Genomic DNA, 18,461 nt, shown 5'->3' with positions numbered 1-18,461 from the left:
GCATGAAAACCCATGCACAGGCAGTTGTCATCGGCGGCGGGCTGGTCGGCTGCTCGATCCTCTACCACCTGGCGAAACTCGGCTGGAAAGACGTGGTGCTGCTGGAACGCGACGAGCTGACCGCAGGCTCCACCTGGCACGCGGCGGCCAACATCCACGGGCTGCACGACAACAACAACGTGACCCGCATCCAGCACTACACGATGAACCTGTACAAGGAGCTGGAGAAGGAAACCGGCCAGGGCTGCGGCGTGTTCCAGCCGGGGTCCCTGTACCTGGCCAAGACCGAGGAGCGCGAACACCAGCTGCGCCTGCAGGAGGCCAAGGCGAAATACTACGGCCTGAATTTCCATGAGGTCAGCCGCGAGCAGGCCAAGGAGCTGCACCCGCTGGCCCAGTTTGATGACATCCGCTGCATCATGTTCGAACCCGACGGCGGCAACGTCGACCCTTCGGGCGTGACCATGGCCTATGCCGCCGGCGCCCGTGCCATGGGCGCCCAGATCGAACGCTTCTGCCCGGTGATCGGCACCGAACAGCAGCCCGACGGCAGCTGGATCGTGAAAACCGAAAAGGGCGACATCCACACCCAGTGGGTGGTGAACGCAGGCGGCTTGTGGGGGCGCGAAGTTGCTGCCATGGCAGGCCTCACCCTGCCGCTGCAGCCGACCGAACACCAGTATTTCGTCACTGAATCCATCGACGAGGTCGCCAAGCTGGGCCGCCGCCTGCCCTCGATCGCCGACCGCGACGGCGAATACTACTTCCGCCAAGAAGGCAACGGCTTCCTGATCGGCGCCTATGAAAAGGACATGCGCTTCTGGGCCGAGGACGGCACCCCTCTGGACTTTGCCCATGAGCTGTTCCCCGACGATCTGGACCGGATCATGGAGAACGTAATCCGCGCCACTGAACGGGTGCCCTGCGCCGAGACCGCCGGCGTCAAGCGGGTGATCAACGGCCCGATGATCTGGTCGCCGGATTCCAACGCCATCTGGGGCCCGGTGCCGGAGCTGAAAAACTACTTCTGCTGCACCGGCATCATCCCCGGCTTCTCCCAGTCCGGCGGCCTCGGCCTGCTGGCAGCCCAATGGATGATCGAGGGCGAGCCGCAGTACGACATGTTCGCCTGGGACCTGGCGCGATTTGGCGACTGGGCCGACAAGAAATTCACCAAGGCCCGCGTCGAGGACCAGTACGCCCACCGCTTCGCCATCCATTTCCCGAACGAGGAACGCAGCGCCGGCCGCCCGGCCCGCGTGCGCCCCGCGTATGAGATGCAAAAGGAAATGGGCTGCGTATTCGGCCTGAACTGCGGCTGGGAGCACCCGTTGTGGTTCTCCGGCACCCCCGGCACCACCGACACCAACAGCTTCACCCGCCAGAACTGGTGGGAGCCGGTCGGCCGCGAGGTGAAGATGCTGCGTGAGAACGTCGGCGTGATCGACATCTCGAACTTCGCCAACTACGTGATCAAAGGCCCAGGCGCCCATGCGTGGCTGGACAAGCTGGTCGCCAACAAGGTGCCGACCGAAGTGGGCCGCAGCTGCCTCACCCCGCTGATCTCGGTCCGCGGCGGCGTGGCCGGCGATTTCACCATTACCAAGGTGGCGGATGACGAATACATGATGGTCGGCTCCGGCATGGCGGAACGCTACCACCAGCGGTTCTTCAACATGATTGAGCTGCCGGAAGGCACCACGTTTGAAGTTGCCACCAACCGCATCGCGGGCTTCAATGTCGCTGGTCCGAAATCCCGCGACATGCTGCAGCGGCTGACTAATGCGGACCTGTCGAACGACGCTTTCCGCTTCATGCGCTCGCGCACCATCGACGTCGCTGGCGTCGAGTGCCTGGCAATCCGCGTCTCCTTCACCGGCGACCTGGGCTGGGAACTGCACTGTTCTGAGACGGACCAGGTCAAGCTGTACTCTGCCCTGCTCGCGGCCGCCGCAGAATTCGGCGGCGGTCCGGCTGGCGGCCGTGCATTGGGCAGCTTGCGGATCGAGAAGGGCTACGGCTCCTGGGGGCGCGAGTACAGCCAGGAATACTGGCCGCAGGAGGTTGGCCTGGCCGGTCTGATCAAGCTGGACAAGGACTTCCTCAACAAGGACGCCTATCTGAAGGTCAAGGACAACGCCCCGCGCGAAGTGCTGTCGGCCTTCGAGATCGAGGCGGTGAACGACGCCGACGCCTCCGGCGGCGAGCCCATCTTCACCCCCGAAGGCAAGCCGGTGGGCCGGGTGACTTCGGGCGCCTACGGTTATTCGGTCGGCAAGTCGCTGGCGCTGGGATATGCCAACCCGGCCGTTGCCAAGCCGGGCGATGCGGTCGAGGTCTATATCCTCGGCAAGCCGCACAAGGCGCGCATCCTGGAAGCGGCGGCCTTCGACCCCTCCGGCGCGCGGCTGCGGGCCTGATGGAAACAGCAAAGCCGCCCTTCGGGGCGGCTTTTCTTTGGCGGCAGCGGCTGAGGGTCAGAGCGGTTTCATCCCGGCCTTCAGCCATTCAGCAAATGCGGCCTCATCCACATCGCCGGTGGCCAGGTCCTCCATCATCCGCACACCCTCCACCGGGTCCGGGCGGAACTGGTAGCCATTGAGCCGCAGAAAAGTCACGGCAGTCACAAAGGCCGTGCGCTTGTTGCCGTCAACGAAAGCGTGCGCCTTGGCAATGCCGAACGCATAAGCCGCGGCAACCTCCGCCACGCCTGCATCGGAATACGCCGCCAGGTTCATTGCACGGGCGCAGCCCATCTCCAAGAGCGCCTTGTCGCGCATCCCCGCGGCGCCGCCATGGCGCGAAATCTGCCGGTCATGGAAGATGGTCACCGCCGCCAGCGGCACCCAGATGTATGTGCTCACGCCAGCGCCTGAAGCAGGTCGCGGTTTTCGTCCATCACGACTTCGGCGGCGGCCAGCGCCTCGGCCACCGAGGGGTCATGCGCCATCACCTTGAGGCTGCCGTCATCGCCGCGCACCACAAACAGCGTATCGCCTTCCTTGGCATCCAGCATCGTCAGCATCTCTGTCGTCAGGGTGATAACGGCGGAGTTTCCAACTTTTCTGATCTTGGTCTCAATCATTGGCAGGCCTCATGTATATATACCCGTATATACGCGAGACGCCGTCAGAATTCAATGCAGCCGCAGTCCGCACGGTCCGGCTACGGCTGCATCTCTTCCGCGGCCTTCAACAGCCAGCTCTTGAAATGCTTGACCGAGGGCGTCGCCGCCTTGTCCTTGAAGGTGGCGAAATAAGTCCAGGGGCAATCAAGGTCGAAGTCGAAAGGCTCCACCAGCCGCCCGTCTTCCACATGGGAACGGACCAGTGTTTTCGGCAGCACTGCGCAGCCCAGCCCGTTGGCCGCAAACTCCACCCCCATGTTGGAGGAATTGGTCTGCAAACCGCCCTTCAGTTCGATGCCGGAAAGCCCGAAATGCTTGGCGATCTTCTCCCAGTAGACCGGCCGCCCCAGGATGTGGATCAGCCTGGCCTCCGCCAGTTGTTCGGGCCGGGTCAGGGCTGCGTCGCCGGCCTTGTAGTCAGGCGCGCAGACCAGCGCCAGCTTTTCGTCCCACAGCTTGACCGCCGGCCCCATCACGTCATCCACGTGGTTGATGGTGATCGAAATGTCCGAGACATTGGTCTCCACGTCCACCCAGATCGTGCTGTGAATGGTCAGGTCGATATCCGGATGCGCCACTGAAAACCCCTCGATCACCTTCAAGAGCCAGCGCTCCGCCAGGCTGACGGGGCAGGAGATCACCACCTCCCGCTTGTGGCTTTGCGAAATCAACAGCTGGGTGGCTGAATCAATCTCCTGCAGCGCGTGGCGGACCGAGGGCAGATAGGCCTCGCCCACATCGGTCAGCGACAGGGACCGCGGATGGCGCACGAACAGCGGCCGGCCAATGAATTCCTCCAGACTGCGGACATGGTTCGATACCGCCGACTGGGTGCAGTTCAGCTCATCTGCCGCCGAGGTAAAGCTGAGATAGCGCGCCGCGGCCTCAAATGAGCGCAGGAAAGTCAGATGGGGGAGGTTTTTCATCAAAAGGTCCGCTGGCGGTTTCGGGGCCATGTTCCCATGCATTGGTTTGAGCTGCAATTCCAAAGGGATCGCGCCCTGGCGGTGCCGGAAAACGACGTCTAGCGCGCCTTTCGCGAAATAATGCGGGCCAATGACCCCGGTTTATTTGCGGGTCAGCTGCCGCCCCTGCCCCTAGGCTTTGGCAAACCTGTGCAATTGGACCACCCAAATGACCGATACATTCAACCGCGTTGCGGATTTCACCTTCGGCCTTTCCCCCGGTGATCTGCCTGAAACCACCCGCGAGGCCGCGGCGCTGATGTTCCTGGACACGCTGGGCATCACCATCGGCGCCACCCCGATGGAGGCCGGGCGCATCGCCCGCGGCACCGCCGCGGCGCTTTATGGCTGCGGTGAGGGCGGCTTCGGCGCCCGGATGATGTTCGACGGCCGCCGGGTCAGTGTTGCAGGCGCCGCCTATGCCGCCGCCACCGCAACCGACAATCTGGACGGCCACGACGGCTACTACCCGACCAAGGGCCACATCGGCGTGGTTGTGATCCCGGCGATTGCGGCATTGGCGGAAACGGTGCCGGATTTCTCCGGGCCGGAGGCGCTGGCGGTCACCACCCTGGGCTATGAGCTGGCAGGCCGCGCGGCGCTGTCGCTGCATGCAACCGTCAGTGACTACCACACTTCCGGCGCCTGGAATGCGCTGGGGGTGGCGGCGATGGCCGCCCGTATGCGCGGCCTCAGCCGGGATCAGCTGCGCCAGGCGCTGGGGATCGCCGAATTCCACGGCCCCCGCAGCCAGATGATGCGCGAGATTGCCAACCCCACGATGCTGCATGACGGTTCCGGCTGGGGCGCGATGGCAGGCATGTCGGCGGCTGTTCTGGCAGAAAAGGGCTTCACCGGCGCGCCTGCAATCACCATCGAGGAAGACCGGGTGGCCCCGCACTGGGAGGACCTCGGCAGCTTCTGGCAGATGGAGCACCAGTATGTGAAGCCCTACCCGATCTGCCGCTGGGCCCATGCGCCGATCGACGCCGTGCGGCAGGTGATGCTGGAACACGGGCTGAGCCACGAACAGATCGCCAAGATCCACATCAACACTTTCCACGAAAGCGCCTGCCTCTATCCGGGCATCCCCTCGACCACCAGCCAGGCACAGTATTCGCTGGGCTTTGCCGTTGCCATTCAGGCCGCATACGGGCGGATCGGGGTGGAGCATATCTCCGGCCCCGCCCTTGCCGATCCGCTGGTGGCCTCGATCCATGACCGCATCACCGTGGCAGAGGCCGCGCGCCACTCCGCCCGCTTCCCGGCCTGCCGGGTCGCCGATGTGGTGGTGACGCTGACCGACGGGCGGGTGTTCGAGACTGGCGACGTTCACGCCCGCGGCGGCCCCGAAGCGCCGTTTTCGCAGGAGGACATCGTGCAAAAATTCATGCAGTTCGCCGCGCCTTCGCTGGGCGAGGCCCGCGCCGGTGCCATCCGCGATGCGGTGCTGGGTTTCACCGCTGAGGGCAGCAAATTCTCCGATCTTGGCCGTCTCATCTATGACGCGCCCGAAAACTAAGCCTCGAACCTGACCAGAAAGACAGACACATGGCACGCGACAGACGCGGCGGCGGGCGCCGCGGCAAATCAGGCCGCTCCGGCGGCAGTATTGACCAGCTCCCCTGGCAACAGGTGAAAAACACCTACCCGGCGTTTGAGCTCTTGAACCCGGAGCAGATGGACCAGCTGCACGCCACCTCGATGCGGATCCTGTCGGAGGCGGGCATCCGGGTGATGGGCGAAAACGTGATGGGCATTTTCGAGGCCGCAGGCGCCATTGTGGACCGCGAGACCAAGACCATCCGCATCGACGAAAGCATCATCAAAGAGGCGCTGAAAACAGTGCCGGCGGAGTTCACCCTGACCGGCCGCAACCAAGACAAACGGATCACGCTGGGCGGCAACAATGTGACCTTTGGCCTGGTGGCAGGGCCGCCCAACGTGCATGACTGCGTGGGCGGGCGGCGGGCCGGGAACCTCATCGATTACCAGAACTTCATCAAGCTGGCGCATCACTTCAACGCCATCCACCTGATCGGCAACCAGGTCACCGCGCCGCTGGAGCTGCCCGCCAACAACCGCCATCTGGATACCTATCTGGCCAATATCACCTATGCAGATCTCTCGTTCCATTGCTCAGCCATCGGCCGCGGCCGGGCGCTGGACGGGATAAACATGATGGCGATCTCCCGCGGTCAGACGCCTGAGGAGATGAAGGATGATCCCGGCGTGATCACCATCATCTCGGTCAACTCGCCGCGGCTGTTTGACGACGCGATGGGCGACGGGCTGATCGCCATGGCGGAATACGGCCAGCCGGTGACGGTGACGCCCTTTACCCTGATGGGGGCGATGACGCCGGTGACTTTACCCGCCGCGCTGGCCCAGCAGAACGCCGAGGCGCTGTTCGGCGTGGTGCTGACCCAGCTGGTCAACCCCGGCACCCCGGTGATGTACGGCTCCTTCACCTCCAACGTCGACATGCGCAGCGGCGCGCCCGCCTTTGGCACGCCGGAAAACGCCAAGGCCAATATCGTCGGCGGCCAGCTGGCGCGGCGCTACGGCATTCCCTACCGGACCTCCAACGCCAACGCCTCCAACGCGGTCGACCTGCAGGCGGCTTATGAGACCATGATGGCGACCTGGGGCGCGGTGCTGGGCGGCGCCAATACCGTCTACCACGCGGCCGGCTGGCTGGAGGGCGGGCTGACCGCGTCCTACGAGAAGTTCATCCTGGATGTGGAGATCATCCAGAACATGATCGAGTTCCTGAAGCCGATGAAATTCGACACCGATGAGCTGGGCTTTGACGCCATCCAATCAGTCCCCACCGGCGGCCACTTCTTCGGCGCCGAACACACGATGGCGCGTTACGAGACCGCCTTCTACCGCCCGCTGCTGTCGGACTGGCAGAATTACGAGAACTGGGAGGCGGCAGGCGCGAAGGACGCGCTAAGCCGCGCCACCGGCCTCTGGCAACAGGCGCTGCACGATTACGAGGAACCGGCAATGGACCCCGCCGTCCGCGAGGAACTGGATGCCTACGTCGCCAGGCGCAAGGAAGAAATCGGCTCCGGCGAGCCCTGACGGAAAGGGTGCGAGGGGCCGGCCCCTCGCACTCCCCGGAGTATTTCGGGAAAGATGAAACCCTGCGTGCTTCAGCCGAAGTGCAGGGTTTTCACCTCCTGGTAATCTTCCAGCCCCAGCATGCCGCCTTCGCGGCCATTGCCGGACTGCTTGTAGCCGCCAAACGGCGATCCGTAGTTGAAGCCGCCGCCATTGATGTGAACCGCACCTGCGCGCAGCCGTGCGGCGACGCGCTCGGCCCGCTCCGGATCGCCGGTCTGCAGATAGGCGGCGAGGCCATAAGGCGTGTCATTGGCGATGCGGATGGCGTCTTCCTCATCCTCGAAGGGGATGATCACCAGCACCGGGCCGAAGATTTCCTGCTGGGCGATGGCCATGTCGTTGGCCACATCGGCAAAGACGGTGGGGCGCACGTACCAGCCGGTGTCCAATCCTTCGGGCCGACCCAGCCCGCCCGCCAGCAAGGTGGCGCCCTCGTCGATGCCTTTCTGGATCATCGCCTGCACCCGGTCGTACTGAATGCGGTCGAACATCGGGCCGATGTGGTCGCCTTCCTGTGCCGGATCGCCCACCTGCTGGCCCTCGGCTGCGGCATTGGCGATTTCCAGCACCTGATCGTAGCAGCCCCGCTCCACCAGCATCCGGGTCGGCGCATCGCAGCTTTGGCCGGTGTTGTACATGCATTCCAGCACCGAGGCGGTGACTTTCTCTTCGAGGTCCGCATCGGCAAACACCAGGTTCGGGGACTTGCCGCCCAGTTCCAGCGTCACCCGCTTGACGGTGTCGGCGGCGTCCTTGGAGACCGCGATGCCCGCCCGGGTCGAGCCGGTAAACGACATCATGTCCACGTCCGGGTGGCGCGACAAGCCCGCGCCCACCGTCGGCCCGTCGCCGTGGATCAGGTTGAAGACGCCCGCCGGATAGCCCGCATCATGGATCATCTGCGCATAGACGGCCGCCGACATGGGCGTATGCTCCGACGGTTTCAGCACGCAGGTGCAGCCCGTCGCCAGCGCCGGCAGCACCTTGAGCGCAATCTGGTTCACCGGCCAGTTCCAGGGCGTGATCAGGCCGCAGACGCCGATCGGCTCGCGCACCAGGATATCGCCGTTCGGCAGCGTCTCGCGCAGCTCCTGGGATTTCAGCGCCTCCAGGATGCCTTCCAGATGCCCGATCCCTGAATCGGCCTGCGCGTCCCGCGCCATGGTGATCGGCGCGCCCATCTCGGCGGACATGGCCTGCGCCAGTTCCTCGCGCCGGTCCCGGCTGATTTCCAGCAGGCGTTCCAGCAGCGCAATCCGTTCGGCGCGCGAAGTCTGCGAGAAGCTGGCGAACGCCGCCTTGGCCGCTGCCACCGCAGCGTTCACATCCTCCTCATCCCCCAGGATGATGGTTCCGATCTGCTGTTCCGTGGCCGGGTTCAGCACCGGAAATTCGCGGGCCGAATGCGGCGTCACCCAGGCGCCGCCGATGTAGAATTTCTGCAGGTCCATCTGGCGGTTCTCCCTCTCACGTTTCAGTTGCGGCCCGGACCCGGCAAAGCACAGCCGCCCCGCCGGCCAGCGGTTCTGGCTTGGCACCCTGCCCGCCTTTTGGCGCCCAGAATAGGCCAAAACCGCCAGAAGATCGCCTTTTTCCGCGCGGCCTGCATGTGGGCTGTGCGCATCAGTGGCCGGCAAACAGGCCGCGCGCCGCAGGAACCGTTTCGCGGCGCGCCTTGCCCCGGCTATGCTGGCTCAAAGCCCGCTAATAAGGGCGCCCAGAGGCAGAACATGAGCAGATCCCATTGGACAGCCCGTTCCGTGCTGCTGGCCGGTTGCGTCTTGTGCAGCTGCACCATCGTCGGCGTGGACTATCACCGCCCTGATTTTGCGGTGCCCGCTGCCTATTACCAGTCCCGCACCTATGCCACCGCCAGAGGCGCAAGCGAAACCTGGTGGCAGCAGCTGAACGATGCCACGCTGAACCGGCTGGTGGCGGCAGGGCTTCAGCAGAACCTCGGCCTAATGGCGGCCAAGGAACGGCTGAAAGCCGCAGAGGCCCTGCGCCGCGGCTCCGGCCGCCCGCAGCAGGCCAGCGGCGGCCTGGATGCCAGCTCAACCTTCTCGCGCCGGGAATCCGATGATGGCTCCAGCAACACCGACGCGGCCCAGCTCAGCGCGACCTATGTCTTTGACCTGTTTGGTGAGTTCCAGCGGCGTTCCGAACGCGCAGTTGCCGACCGCGATGCGCAGTTCTACCAGATGGCCACCACCCGCCTGGCGGTCATCGACGCCATCACCCGCACCTATATCCAGGCCCGCTTCTTCCAGCGCGGCGCCGCCGTCACCCGCAAGACCATCCAGCTGCGCGAGCAGATCCTGGCAACGGTGATGGAGCTGCAGGAAGCCCGCGCGGCCCTGGCGCTGGATGTGGAGCGCACCAAGCTGCAAGTGGTCAGCGCCAAGGCGGATCTGCCCGCCTTCATTGCCAGCTACGAAGCATCGGTCTTTGCCCTGGCGACCCTTCTGGACCGCGACGCCTCAGAGGTGTTTGCAATGATGCAGGGCAGCTACGGCCAGCCCTACCCGGCGACCCAGCCGGAACTGGGCGTGCCCGCCACCCTGCTGCGCAACCGCCCCGACGTGCTGCTGGCCGAGGCCCAGCTGCGCAGCGCCACCGCCGATATCGGCGTCAGCGAGGCAGAGCTGTACCCGTCGCTGGAGATCACCGGATCGGTTCAGGCCGTACGCGGCGTCAACGATCTTTACTCGATCGGCCCGGAGCTGAACCTGCCGCTGTTCAACCGGCCGGTGCTGCGCGCCTTCCACCAAAGCGCCATCGCCGAGGCCAAGGCCACCGAGTTCGACTACCGCGCCGGGGTGCGCGCCGCCGTGGAGGAGGTCCAGGCCCAGCAAAGCAGCCTGCGGGCCGCGCGCGAGCGGGCCGCTGCCGAGGCCCGTGCCGTCAGCCTCGGGGTCAAGGTTGCCGATCTGGCGCGCGAAACCTTCCGCGCCAGCGAGATCACCCTGTTCGACCTGCTGAACACCGAAGAGGCGCTGCGCGACAACGAGCTGAACCTGATTACCGCGCGCCGCGACCTGGCGCTGGCCTGGGCCGGCCTGCAGATTTCACTGGGCAAGGGCTGGGCGCCGCAGCAGGATCCGGACAGCGCCGTTGTTCTGGTGAAAAAACCGGACCAGGCGGAATAAGAACCCTGCATCGCAGGGGTGCGGGCGGCTGGCTTCAGGCCTGCGCCTCGCGCTCCATCTGCTCGACCATCTTGCGCGCGCGCTTGCACTGCAGCTTGTCGCGAAGCGGGCTGTCAGGGTCGATGTCCTTGGAGCAGACCACGCATTTGTCGGCACCCGAGATCGCATTCAGGCCGCCGCAGCTGCCCTTGATCTTCTTGCCCATCAGAATCACCCCCAGCGACATGCCCAGGGTAACGATCAGCAGCAGGATGAAGGCCAGAAGAAAGGTGCTCATGGGTGGTCCCTCGCAGGATGGCTTGGCGCGGCGTCAGTTTGCGGTCAGCGCCTCAAAGGCGCTGCTGGACGCTGTCATATAGGCATCCGCGCCGGCTTGCACGTCCCGATCAATGAAAAACACGGCAAGTTTATGCTCTTCCGCAAGCTTCAGCCCGTTTTCGCGGCCCAGAACCAGCATTGCGGTGGCCCAGGCATCGGCCAGCATGGCATTTTCCGCAATCACCGTGACCGAGGTGGTGCTGTGCGTCACCGGCCGCCCGGCCACCGGGTCCAGGATATGGGAATAGCGCCTGCCCTCATATTCGAAGTAGTTGCGGTAGTCGCCCGAGGTCGCCAGCCCCAGGCCGCTGACCGGCACGATCAGCTGCACGGTCTGCGCCGCCGCATCCGGTTTCTCGATGCCGATGCGCCAGGCTTCGCCCTTGGCGTTTTCGCCCTTGGTCACCAGATCGCCGCCGATCTCCACCATGTAGTTCTCGACACCGAACCCCTGCAGGGCTTCGGCCACCGCATCAACGCCATAGCCCTTGGCAATGGCGGACAGGTTGATGCCGGTTTCCGGTGCCGACTTCCGCAGCGTTCCGGCGTCCGCATCCAGCGTCAGCAGCCGCGCCTGGCCGACGCCCACCAGCGCCTTGGCAATCGCCTCATCCGACGGCACCGGGTCCTCCGGCTTGCGCGGGCCGAAGCCCCACAGCTCGATCAGCGGTCCCAGGGTCACGTCGAACTTGCCGCCGGTCTTGGCATGCACGTCGTTGGCCGCCGCCAGCACATGGGCAAACTCCGGCGACACCCGCACCGGCGCAGTGCTGCGCGCAGCCGAAAAGGTGGAGACCTCCGACGCCGGATCCCAGTTCGACATCTTGGCATTGACCGCTGCCAGGGTGCCTTCCACCGCGGACCCCAGCGCCTCGGCGTCCAGATCCTCGCCAATGGCGACCACGCTGTAGGTGGTGCCCATGGTCTGGCCCGACAGGCGCACCTCTTCCGGCCCGCTGCCAAACCAGCAGCCGGACGCCAGCAGCACCGCGGGCAGGGTCAGGGCAAGCAGGAACCTTCTGTGCATCGGGCAACCTCCGGCAGCAAAACTGGTGCTGCTATGCCCCTGCCCCGCGGCAGAGTCAAACAGGGCGTCAGACGGGGTGTCAGAACTTCAGCGGCAGAAAAGCCAGCGCCAGCAGGCCGATCGCGGCAGGCACCCCGTAGAGCCAGGCTCTAAGCCGCGCATTGGGCGCCTCGGACTTCCAGTTCTGCCGGTACAGATGGCCGCAGACCACCACCACGAACACGGTCAGCGCGCCGGTCACGGGGGTCAGGTAGAGGTTTTCGAACATGTTGTTTTCCGGCCCTTGTTAGCGCTCGCGTCATTTCGCCCCTTCCCGGATCGCAATCCGCCGCTAAGATGGGGTCATGACCTGATGCAGGATAGGAGGAGACCCCGCGCATGGCACCGTTCTCATACCAGCCTCCGACACGGGGCGACAAGGCCGGGCAAGCCAGCCACAGCCAGTCGCCCGAGTCGAATTTGTCGCATGAGCAATCCACCGTGGCCAAACTGCTGGACGCCAAGGGCGATGCGATTTTTTCGATCCGTCCCAATGACACCATCGGCCACGCGGTGGAGGCGCTGCGCGACAAGCGCATCGGCGCACTGGTGGTGACCGACCAGAACGGCGCGCTGCAGGGCATCCTGTCGGAGCGCGACATCGTGCGGCGGCTGGCGGAAACGCCGGGCCACACCCTGCCGCAGCTGGTCGAGGACATCATGACCCGCGAGGTCACCACCTGCGCGCCGGAGGATCTGCTGATCGATGTCGCCAAGGTGATGAACGAAGGCCGCTTCCGCCACCTGCCGGTCGAGAAAGACGGCCATCTCTGCGGCATGATCACCGTGGGCGACGTGGTGAACTTCCGCCTCAAGGAGCTAGAATACGAAGCCCTGCGCATGAAACAGATGATCGTCGGCTAGGCCGGGTCTCCAACCACGGCGGCCTGTTACGGGAACGGGCCGCCGCCGGTGTCCTTGAGCAGCTCCAGAAAGACCTCCAGGTCCTCCGCTGCCGCCAGCGGCGCCATCGCCTGTTTGATCGCGGCGCCGTAGAACTCCCACATCTGCAGGCGCAGGGCGGCGCCGGCTTCGGTCAAATGCAGCAGCTTGCCGCGGCGGTCCTGTTCGAACACGGTTTCGCGGACCAGCCCCCTGGCCACCATCTGGGCCAGAATGCGCGACAGGTTGGATTGCTCGAACAGCAGGTTGCGGGTCAGCTCATAGGCCCGAACGCCGTCCTCCCCGGCCATTTCGATCCCCCACAGCACGTCGTACCAGCGCAAGCTTGGCAGCCCGGCCTCCCGCAGCTTCGCCTCCATGTCCCGGTGGGTTTGCCGGTGCGCGCGGTTCAGCAGAATCCAGATTGCGGTTTCGCGTTTGTTTGGTGTCATGTCCGTTCACGAGTCAGTGAGTGTGCAGGCCTGAAACATAAATGCCTGTGGATACACTCCAATAGATGCCATAGCATCTATACCGGGTTCAATGCATACAGTCCGCCCGAAGTTCACAATTGCACCAAGACTGAAATCAGACAGGGATACCGTCATGATGATCAAGATTGCTCCCCTCGCAGCCGCCGCATTGCTGGCAGCCCCCGCCGCCTTGGCCGCAACCTACAAAACCGACCAGGGCCATACAGAGGTCCACTTCAGCTGGAGCCATGCAGGGGTATCGGTTCAAAGCGGTGAATTCACCCAAGTGGACGGCACCTTGGAGCTCGACCCGGAAAACCCGGAAGCGGCGTCCCTGAACGTGACAATCCAAACGGACAGTCTTGCCACTGGTTTCGGACCGCTGGACGATGACCTTGCCAGTGCGAATTTCCTTGAAACAGCGACTTACCCGGAAATCACCTTTGTCAGCACCAGCGTGGAAAAAACCGGCGAAAACACGGCCAACGTCACCGGCGACCTGACCATTCACGGCACAACGCAGCCGGTTGTGCTGGAGACAACAATGACCCACTTCGGGGACCATCCGCTGGCTGGGGTTTTTGACTACTACAAGGGCGACTGGGCCGCGTTTGAGGCCACCACCACCATCGATCACCTGGCCTTTGGCGTGGGCGGGTTCTCAACCGGCCCGATCAGCATCCGCATCGTCACCGAGATGAAAGCGCAGTAAGCGCCCGCCTTACCGGTGCACAGGGGGTGTACAGGGGGTGCACGCATGGCACTCCCCGGCCCGGTTCTGAGAACAGCAAAAAGCCCCGGATGTTTTCATCCGGGGCTTTCTGATTTTGCGGTCTCTCCGGCTCAGCCGCCGAAGTCGTCCAGCATGATGTCCTCGCGGTCCACACCCAGGTCCAAGAGCATGTTGATCACCGACTGGTTCATGATCGGCGGGCCGCACATGTAGAATTCGCAGTCTTCCGGCGCCGGGTGGTTCTTGAGGTATTCCTCGTACAGAACGTTATGGATAAAGCCGGTGTAGCCTTTCCAGTTGTCCTCCGGCTGCGCGTCGGACAGGGCGACGTGCCATTCGAAGTTGTCGAACTCCTCAGCCAGCTGGTCGAAGTCCTCGACAAAGAACATCTCCTTCTTCGAGCGCGCGCCGTACCAGAAGCTGATCTTGCGGTTGCGGTTCTCCAGCCGCTTCAGCTGGTCGAAGATGTGGCTGCGCATCGGCGCCATGCCGGCACCGCCGCCGATGAACACCATTTCCTTGTCGGTCTCGCGGGCAAAGAATTCGCCGAACGGGCCCGAAATGGTGACTTCATCGCCCGGTTTCAGGTTGAAGATGTAGGACGACATCTTGCCTGCCGGAATGTCGGTGCTGCCCGGCGGCGGCGAGGCAACGCGGACGTTCAGCATGATGATGCCCTTCTCGTCCGGGTAGTTCGCCATCGAATAGGCGCGCTCGACCGGCTCATCCACAACGGATTTGTACTGCCACAGATTGAAGCGGTCCCAATCCTCGCGGTACTCCTCCTGGATGTCGAAGTCGGTATAGGCCAGCTGGTGGGCGGGGGCCTCGATCTGGATGTAGCCGCCGGCGCGGAAGTTCACATCCTCGCCTTCGGGCAGCTCCAGCACCAGCGCCTTGATGAAGGTGGCCACGTTGTCGTTGGACCGCACCTTGCAGCGCCACTTCTTGACGCCAAAGACCTCTTCCGGAACCTCGACCTCCATGTCCTGCTTGACCGCAACCTGACAGGACAGGCGGTCGCCGCAGGCGGCCTCGCGCTTGGTGATGTGGCTTTCCTCGGTCGGCAGGATTGAGCCGCCGCCGGAATGCACACGCACCCGGCACTGGGCGCAGGTGCCGCCGCCGCCGCAGGCGGAGGGGACGAACAGTTTCTCTGCCGCAAGCGTCTGCAACAGTTTGCCGCCCGCAGGCACCGAGATGGTTTTCTCACCGTTGATGGTGATGTTGACGTTGCCGGACGCGACCAGGCGGGAGCGGGCAGCCAGAATGATGGCCACCAGCGCCAGCACGATCAACGTGAACAGGACAACGCCGAGCGAGAAAGTTTCCATAACTTCAGACGCTCCCTTACAGTTTGACGCCGCTGAAGGACATGAAGGCCATCGCCATCAGACCCGCGGTGATAAAGGTGATGCCCAGGCCCTGCAGGCCGTCCGGCACGTCGGAATACTTCAGCTTCTCGCGCACGCCCGCCATCGCGGTGATCGCCAGCGCCCAGCCAAAGCCGGAGGAGAGGCCGTAAGTGGTTGCTTCCGCGAAGTTGTAGTCGCGTTCCACCATGAACAGCGAGCCGCCCAGGATGGCGCAGTTCACCGTGATCAGCGGCAGGAAGACCCCCAGCGCGTTGTAGAGCGGCGGGAAATACTTATCGAGGATCATCTCCAGGATCTGCACCATCGCCGCAATCACTCCGATATAGGAGATCAGGCCGAGGAAGGTCAGATCGACATCCGGGAAACCCGCCCAGGCCAGCGCGCCCGGCTTCAGCAGGTAGGTCAGCAGCAGGTTGTTGGTCGGCACGGTGATGGCCTGCACCAGCATCACCGAAATCCCCAGACCCAGCGCGGTGGAGATCTTCTTGGACACCGCGATGAAGGTGCACATGCCCAGGAAGAAGGAGAGCGCGAGGTTCTCGACAAAGATGGCCTTGACGGCGAGTGAAATCAGCCCTTCCATCAGTGCGCCTCCACATTCTGGATTTTATATTCACGCTCTTCGACCTGGTTCGGCTTCCAGGTGCGGAACGCCCAGATCAGCAGGCCGATCACGAAGAACGCCGAGGGCGGCAGCAGCAGCATGCCGTTCGGAACATACCAGCCGCCGTTGTTCACGGTTTCCAGGATGGTGATGCCGAACAGGGAGCCGGAGCCGAACAGCTCGCGGATGATACCCACCAGCATCAGGATCAGGCCATAGCCCATGCCGTTGCCGAGGCCGTCAATGAAGGAGGCCACCGGCGGGTTGCTCATGGCGAACGCCTCGGCGCGGCCCATCACGATGCAGTTGGTGATGATCAGGCCGACGAAGACCGACAGCGTCTTGGAGATCTCAAAGGCATAGGCCTTCAGAACCTGGTCCACCAGGATCACCAGCGAGGCGATGATCACCATTTGCACGATGATCCGGATCGAGCTGGGGATCTGGTTCCGCAGGATCGAGATGAACATCGACGAGAACGCGGTCACGAAGGTCACCGCCAGGGTCATCACAAAGGCCACCTGCAGAGAGGAGGTTACTGCCAGCGCCGAGCAGATGCCCAGAACCTGCAGCGTGATCGGGTTGTTGTCGACCAATGGGTCGACCAGCATGTCTTTCTTGGTCTGCGCCATTAGAGCTCTCCCGCTTGCAGGGCGGCCAGGAAGGGTGCGTAGCCCTCTTCGCCCATCCAGAATTTCACCAGGTTGTCCACGCCGACAGAGGTCAGCGTCGCACCGGCCAGCGCATCGATGTGATGCTCCGGCCCGGCCGGGCCTTGTGCCTTGGCAACGCTGATCTGCAGCGCGCCGCTTTCGTCATGCAGCTTCTTGCCGCTCCACAGGGACTTCCAGCGCGGGTTGTCCACCTCGGCGCCGAGGCCCGGGGTTTCGCCGTGCTGATAGAACTGCAGGCCGAAGATGTCGTTGCCGTTTTCCTCAACCGCGATGAAGCCGTAGAGGGTGGACCACAGGCCATAGCCGTGGATTGGCAGGATCACCTTGTCCAGATCGCCGTTTTCCTCGCGCAGCAGGTACACGGTCTTGTAACGCGACTGGCGGCCGATGCCCGCAGGGTCATTGTCCAGCGCGCGGCTCAGCTCCGGGTCCTGCGCGGCGGCCAGATCGTCAAAGCTCGCGGCGTCGAACTGGTCGGTGAACTGGCCGGTTTCCAGATCCAGCACCTGCGGCTCAAAGGCGGCGAAGGCTTCGGCCACGTTCTGGCCCGGCTCATAGAGACCCGCGACCTGCAGCACGTTCAGCTGCTTGTCGCGTTTCTTGTTGATCTCCTGCACCGGGCGCAGGGACACCGCGGCGGTGGACACGATCATCGAGGCCACCAGGCAGACGGCAACAGCGATGAACAAGGTTTTGCCGACCGAGTCCGGCGATGCGGCGAGGAAGCGGCCGATCAGGCCTTTGCTTTGGGTCTCAGCCATGGCGGCGCGCCCTCCGTTTGATGTTGGCCTGCACGACGAAGTAGTCGATCAGCGGCGCAAAGACGTTGCCGAACAGGATCGCCAGCATCATGCCTTCGGGGAAGGCCGGGTTCAGCACCCGGATCAGCACCACCATCACACCGATGAGGGCACCGTAGATGTAGCGGCCCGCGTTGGTGTGGGATGCCGAAACCGGCTCGGTCACCATGAACACCAGGCCGAAGGCATAGCCGCCCAGCACCAGGTGCCAGTACCACGGCATCGCAAACATCGGGTTGGTCTCGGAACCGATCAGGTTCAAGAGCATCGAAAAGGCAATCATGCCGACAAGGCAGCCGACGATCAGGCGCCAGTTGGCAATTTTGGTGAACAGCAGGAAGCCCAGGCCGATGGCGCAGGCCAGCGTCGAGGTCTCACCGAAGCTGCCCTGGATGGTGCCAAAGAACGCGTCCGACCATTCGATGCCCTTGGCGGCCAGCGCCTGCACGCCGTCGGCGGCAGTCACACCCAGCGCTGTCGCGCCGGAGAAGCCGTCAACCGGGGTCCAGACAGCGTCGCCCGACATGTTCGCCGGATAGGCGAAATACAGGAACGCACGGCCCACCAGCGCCGGGTTCAGGAAGTTCTTGCCGGTGCCGCCAAAGACTTCCTTGCCGATCACCACGCCGAAGATGATGCCAAGCGCCACCTGCCACAGCGGCGCGGAGGCCGGCATGATCAGGGTGTAGAGCATCGAGGTCACCAGGAAGCCCTCGTTCACCTCGTGGCCGCGGACGGTGGCAAAGATCACCTCAAAAATGCCGCCCGCAACCAGCGTCACGATGTAGATCGGCAGGAAATACAGGAACCCGTGCGCAATATTGGCCATCGGGCTCGCCGCATCCAGCGAGATGCCGAACATCTGCAGCAGCGCAATCCGCCAGCCGGTGGCCGCGTCGGCGCCAAGCGCGGCAATCGCCGAGTTCGCCTGATAGCCGGTATTCCACATGCCCCACAGGATGCAGGGGATGGTGGCGATCACCACATAGGTCATGATCCGTTTCATATCGACATATGAACGGGCATGCGGCGCCACGGTGGTGACGGTTTTCGGGGTGTAAAGGAAGGACTCCACCATCTCGTAGACGGGGAAGAGCTTTTCGTATTTGCCCCCCTTCTCGAAATGCGGCTCGATCCTGTCAAAGAAGCTGCGCAATCCCAT

The 18,461-nt window shown here is 63.9% G+C and carries 19 protein-coding genes; 6 read left to right on the top strand and 13 right to left on the bottom strand.

The genetic code is table 11. From position 1 onward, the window contains the following. The first annotated feature begins 2 nt into the window (after window positions 1-2). Window positions 3-2,420, top strand: coding sequence for an FAD-dependent oxidoreductase (locus KUW17_RS20830; protein WP_222482234.1), 2,418 nt, complete (start codon window positions 3-5; stop codon window positions 2,418-2,420). 57 nt (window positions 2,421-2,477) lie between these two features. On the opposite strand, the gene KUW17_RS20825 is transcribed toward KUW17_RS20830, so the two are convergent. The 3 genes from KUW17_RS20825 to KUW17_RS20815 all read right to left on the bottom strand — a co-directional run bounded on the left by KUW17_RS20825 (window position 2,478) and on the right by KUW17_RS20815 (window position 4,053). Further along, complete coding sequence (locus tag KUW17_RS20825; RefSeq protein ID WP_222482233.1) at window positions 2,478-2,864, bottom strand: type II toxin-antitoxin system death-on-curing family toxin; 387 nt, start codon at window positions 2,862-2,864, stop codon at window positions 2,478-2,480. After that, window positions 2,861-3,085, bottom strand: coding sequence for an AbrB/MazE/SpoVT family DNA-binding domain-containing protein (locus tag KUW17_RS20820; protein WP_174148499.1), 225 nt, complete (start codon window positions 3,083-3,085; stop codon window positions 2,861-2,863). The genes KUW17_RS20825 and KUW17_RS20820 overlap by 4 nt, the downstream gene beginning before the upstream one ends. A gap of 80 nt (window positions 3,086-3,165) precedes the next feature. Next, on the bottom strand, window positions 3,166-4,053 hold the full coding sequence (locus KUW17_RS20815; protein ID WP_222482232.1) for a LysR substrate-binding domain-containing protein: 888 nt from the start codon (window positions 4,051-4,053) through the stop codon (window positions 3,166-3,168). A gap of 208 nt (window positions 4,054-4,261) precedes the next feature. Here KUW17_RS20815 and KUW17_RS20810 point away from each other — a divergent pair, with 208 nt between their 5' ends. Further along, window positions 4,262-5,614 (top strand): MmgE/PrpD family protein, encoded by a 1,353-nt coding sequence (locus tag KUW17_RS20810; RefSeq protein WP_222482231.1) that lies wholly within the window; start codon window positions 4,262-4,264, stop codon window positions 5,612-5,614. A gap of 29 nt (window positions 5,615-5,643) precedes the next feature. Then, entirely contained in the window at window positions 5,644-7,182 is a 1,539-nt protein-coding gene (locus KUW17_RS20805; RefSeq protein ID WP_222482230.1) for a trimethylamine methyltransferase family protein, read from the top strand. Between the two features lie 71 nt (window positions 7,183-7,253). Here the strand turns inward: KUW17_RS20805 and KUW17_RS20800 are convergent, their stop codons facing one another. Further along, window positions 7,254-8,675: an aldehyde dehydrogenase family protein gene (locus KUW17_RS20800; RefSeq protein ID WP_222482229.1), complete on the bottom strand. Its 1,422-nt coding sequence runs from the start codon at window positions 8,673-8,675 to the stop codon at window positions 7,254-7,256. A 279-nt stretch (window positions 8,676-8,954) separates the two neighbouring features. Here KUW17_RS20800 and KUW17_RS20795 point away from each other — a divergent pair, with 279 nt between their 5' ends. Next, the gene (locus KUW17_RS20795) at window positions 8,955-10,373 is read left to right on the top strand and encodes an efflux transporter outer membrane subunit (protein WP_222482228.1); all 1,419 of its coding nucleotides are present in this window, start codon (window positions 8,955-8,957) and stop codon (window positions 10,371-10,373) included. 34 nt (window positions 10,374-10,407) lie between these two features. On the opposite strand, the gene nqrM is transcribed toward KUW17_RS20795, so the two are convergent. The 3 genes from nqrM to KUW17_RS20780 form a co-directional block, all read right to left on the bottom strand. Next, complete coding sequence (gene nqrM, locus KUW17_RS20790; protein WP_222482227.1) at window positions 10,408-10,650, bottom strand: (Na+)-NQR maturation NqrM; 243 nt, start codon at window positions 10,648-10,650, stop codon at window positions 10,408-10,410. Window positions 10,651-10,683: 33 nt separating this feature from the next. Continuing rightward, window positions 10,684-11,718, bottom strand: coding sequence for an FAD:protein FMN transferase (locus KUW17_RS20785; protein ID WP_222482226.1), 1,035 nt, complete (start codon window positions 11,716-11,718; stop codon window positions 10,684-10,686). A 79-nt stretch (window positions 11,719-11,797) separates the two neighbouring features. Next, window positions 11,798-11,986: a hypothetical protein gene (locus KUW17_RS20780; protein WP_222482225.1), complete on the bottom strand. Its 189-nt coding sequence runs from the start codon at window positions 11,984-11,986 to the stop codon at window positions 11,798-11,800. A gap of 110 nt (window positions 11,987-12,096) precedes the next feature. On the opposite strand from KUW17_RS20780, the gene KUW17_RS20775 reads away from it, so the two are divergent. Next, on the top strand, window positions 12,097-12,621 hold the full coding sequence (locus KUW17_RS20775) for a CBS domain-containing protein (protein WP_222482224.1): 525 nt from the start codon (window positions 12,097-12,099) through the stop codon (window positions 12,619-12,621). Between the two features lie 26 nt (window positions 12,622-12,647). On the opposite strand, the gene KUW17_RS20770 is transcribed toward KUW17_RS20775, so the two are convergent. Further along, window positions 12,648-13,091: a MarR family winged helix-turn-helix transcriptional regulator gene (locus KUW17_RS20770; protein WP_222482223.1), complete on the bottom strand. Its 444-nt coding sequence runs from the start codon at window positions 13,089-13,091 to the stop codon at window positions 12,648-12,650. Window positions 13,092-13,245: 154 nt separating this feature from the next. Here KUW17_RS20770 and KUW17_RS20765 point away from each other — a divergent pair, with 154 nt between their 5' ends. Then, on the top strand, window positions 13,246-13,824 hold the full coding sequence (locus KUW17_RS20765; protein WP_222482222.1) for a YceI family protein: 579 nt from the start codon (window positions 13,246-13,248) through the stop codon (window positions 13,822-13,824). 131 nt (window positions 13,825-13,955) lie between these two features. Here KUW17_RS20765 and nqrF read toward each other — a convergent pair whose 3' ends face one another. The 5 genes from nqrF to KUW17_RS20740 are packed head-to-tail and all read right to left on the bottom strand — an operon-like array spanning window position 13,956 to window position 18,461. Next, the gene (nqrF, locus tag KUW17_RS20760) at window positions 13,956-15,179 is read right to left on the bottom strand and encodes an NADH:ubiquinone reductase (Na(+)-transporting) subunit F (protein ID WP_222482221.1); all 1,224 of its coding nucleotides are present in this window, start codon (window positions 15,177-15,179) and stop codon (window positions 13,956-13,958) included. Between the two features lie 16 nt (window positions 15,180-15,195). Continuing rightward, a complete protein-coding gene (gene nqrE / locus KUW17_RS20755) occupies window positions 15,196-15,804 on the bottom strand; it encodes an NADH:ubiquinone reductase (Na(+)-transporting) subunit E (protein ID WP_019296950.1) in 609 nt (202 codons plus the stop codon). Then, a complete protein-coding gene (locus KUW17_RS20750; RefSeq protein WP_039180203.1) occupies window positions 15,804-16,457 on the bottom strand; it encodes an NADH:ubiquinone reductase (Na(+)-transporting) subunit D in 654 nt (217 codons plus the stop codon). The genes nqrE and KUW17_RS20750 overlap by 1 nt, the downstream gene beginning before the upstream one ends. After that, window positions 16,457-17,260 carry a Na(+)-translocating NADH-quinone reductase subunit C gene (locus KUW17_RS20745; RefSeq protein WP_222482220.1) on the bottom strand — a complete coding sequence of 268 codons (804 nt, stop codon included), beginning with the start codon at window positions 17,258-17,260 and terminating at the stop codon, window positions 16,457-16,459. The genes KUW17_RS20750 and KUW17_RS20745 overlap by 1 nt, the downstream gene beginning before the upstream one ends. After that, the gene (locus tag KUW17_RS20740; protein ID WP_222482219.1) at window positions 17,253-18,461 is read right to left on the bottom strand and encodes an NADH:ubiquinone reductase (Na(+)-transporting) subunit B; all 1,209 of its coding nucleotides are present in this window, start codon (window positions 18,459-18,461) and stop codon (window positions 17,253-17,255) included. The genes KUW17_RS20745 and KUW17_RS20740 overlap by 8 nt, the downstream gene beginning before the upstream one ends.

This window comes from Leisingera aquaemixtae (assembly GCF_019801145.1).
GTDB lineage: Bacteria > Pseudomonadota > Alphaproteobacteria > Rhodobacterales > Rhodobacteraceae > Leisingera > Leisingera aquaemixtae_A.
The sequence above is the reverse complement of the archived record's forward strand: the minus strand, read 5'-3'. Positions and strand labels throughout refer to the sequence as shown.

Coding starts and splice junctions, on each gene's coding strand:
- KUW17_RS20820 (WP_174148499.1), bottom strand. CDS start 3,085: ATGATTGAGACCAAGATCAGAAAAGTTGGAAACTCCGCCGTTATCACC.
- KUW17_RS20745 (WP_222482220.1), bottom strand. CDS start 17,260: ATGGCTGAGACCCAAAGCAAAGGCCTGATCGGCCGCTTCCTCGCCGCA.
- KUW17_RS20775 (WP_222482224.1), top strand. CDS start 12,097: ATGGCACCGTTCTCATACCAGCCTCCGACACGGGGCGACAAGGCCGGG.
- nqrM (WP_222482227.1), bottom strand. CDS start 10,650: ATGAGCACCTTTCTTCTGGCCTTCATCCTGCTGCTGATCGTTACCCTG.
- KUW17_RS20780 (WP_222482225.1), bottom strand. CDS start 11,986: ATGTTCGAAAACCTCTACCTGACCCCCGTGACCGGCGCGCTGACCGTG.
- KUW17_RS20810 (WP_222482231.1), top strand. CDS start 4,262: ATGACCGATACATTCAACCGCGTTGCGGATTTCACCTTCGGCCTTTCC.
- KUW17_RS20830 (WP_222482234.1), top strand. CDS start 3: ATGAAAACCCATGCACAGGCAGTTGTCATCGGCGGCGGGCTGGTCGGC.
- nqrE (WP_019296950.1), bottom strand. CDS start 15,804: ATGGAAGGGCTGATTTCACTCGCCGTCAAGGCCATCTTTGTCGAGAAC.
- KUW17_RS20765 (WP_222482222.1), top strand. CDS start 13,246: ATGATGATCAAGATTGCTCCCCTCGCAGCCGCCGCATTGCTGGCAGCC.
- nqrF (WP_222482221.1), bottom strand. CDS start 15,179: ATGGAAACTTTCTCGCTCGGCGTTGTCCTGTTCACGTTGATCGTGCTG.
- KUW17_RS20785 (WP_222482226.1), bottom strand. CDS start 11,718: ATGCACAGAAGGTTCCTGCTTGCCCTGACCCTGCCCGCGGTGCTGCTG.
- KUW17_RS20800 (WP_222482229.1), bottom strand. CDS start 8,675: ATGGACCTGCAGAAATTCTACATCGGCGGCGCCTGGGTGACGCCGCAT.
- KUW17_RS20815 (WP_222482232.1), bottom strand. CDS start 4,053: ATGAAAAACCTCCCCCATCTGACTTTCCTGCGCTCATTTGAGGCCGCG.
- KUW17_RS20805 (WP_222482230.1), top strand. CDS start 5,644: ATGGCACGCGACAGACGCGGCGGCGGGCGCCGCGGCAAATCAGGCCGC.
- KUW17_RS20740 (WP_222482219.1), bottom strand. CDS start 18,461: ATGGGATTGCGCAGCTTCTTTGACAGGATCGAGCCGCATTTCGAGAAG.
- KUW17_RS20770 (WP_222482223.1), bottom strand. CDS start 13,091: ATGACACCAAACAAACGCGAAACCGCAATCTGGATTCTGCTGAACCGC.
- KUW17_RS20750 (WP_039180203.1), bottom strand. CDS start 16,457: ATGGCGCAGACCAAGAAAGACATGCTGGTCGACCCATTGGTCGACAAC.
- KUW17_RS20795 (WP_222482228.1), top strand. CDS start 8,955: ATGAGCAGATCCCATTGGACAGCCCGTTCCGTGCTGCTGGCCGGTTGC.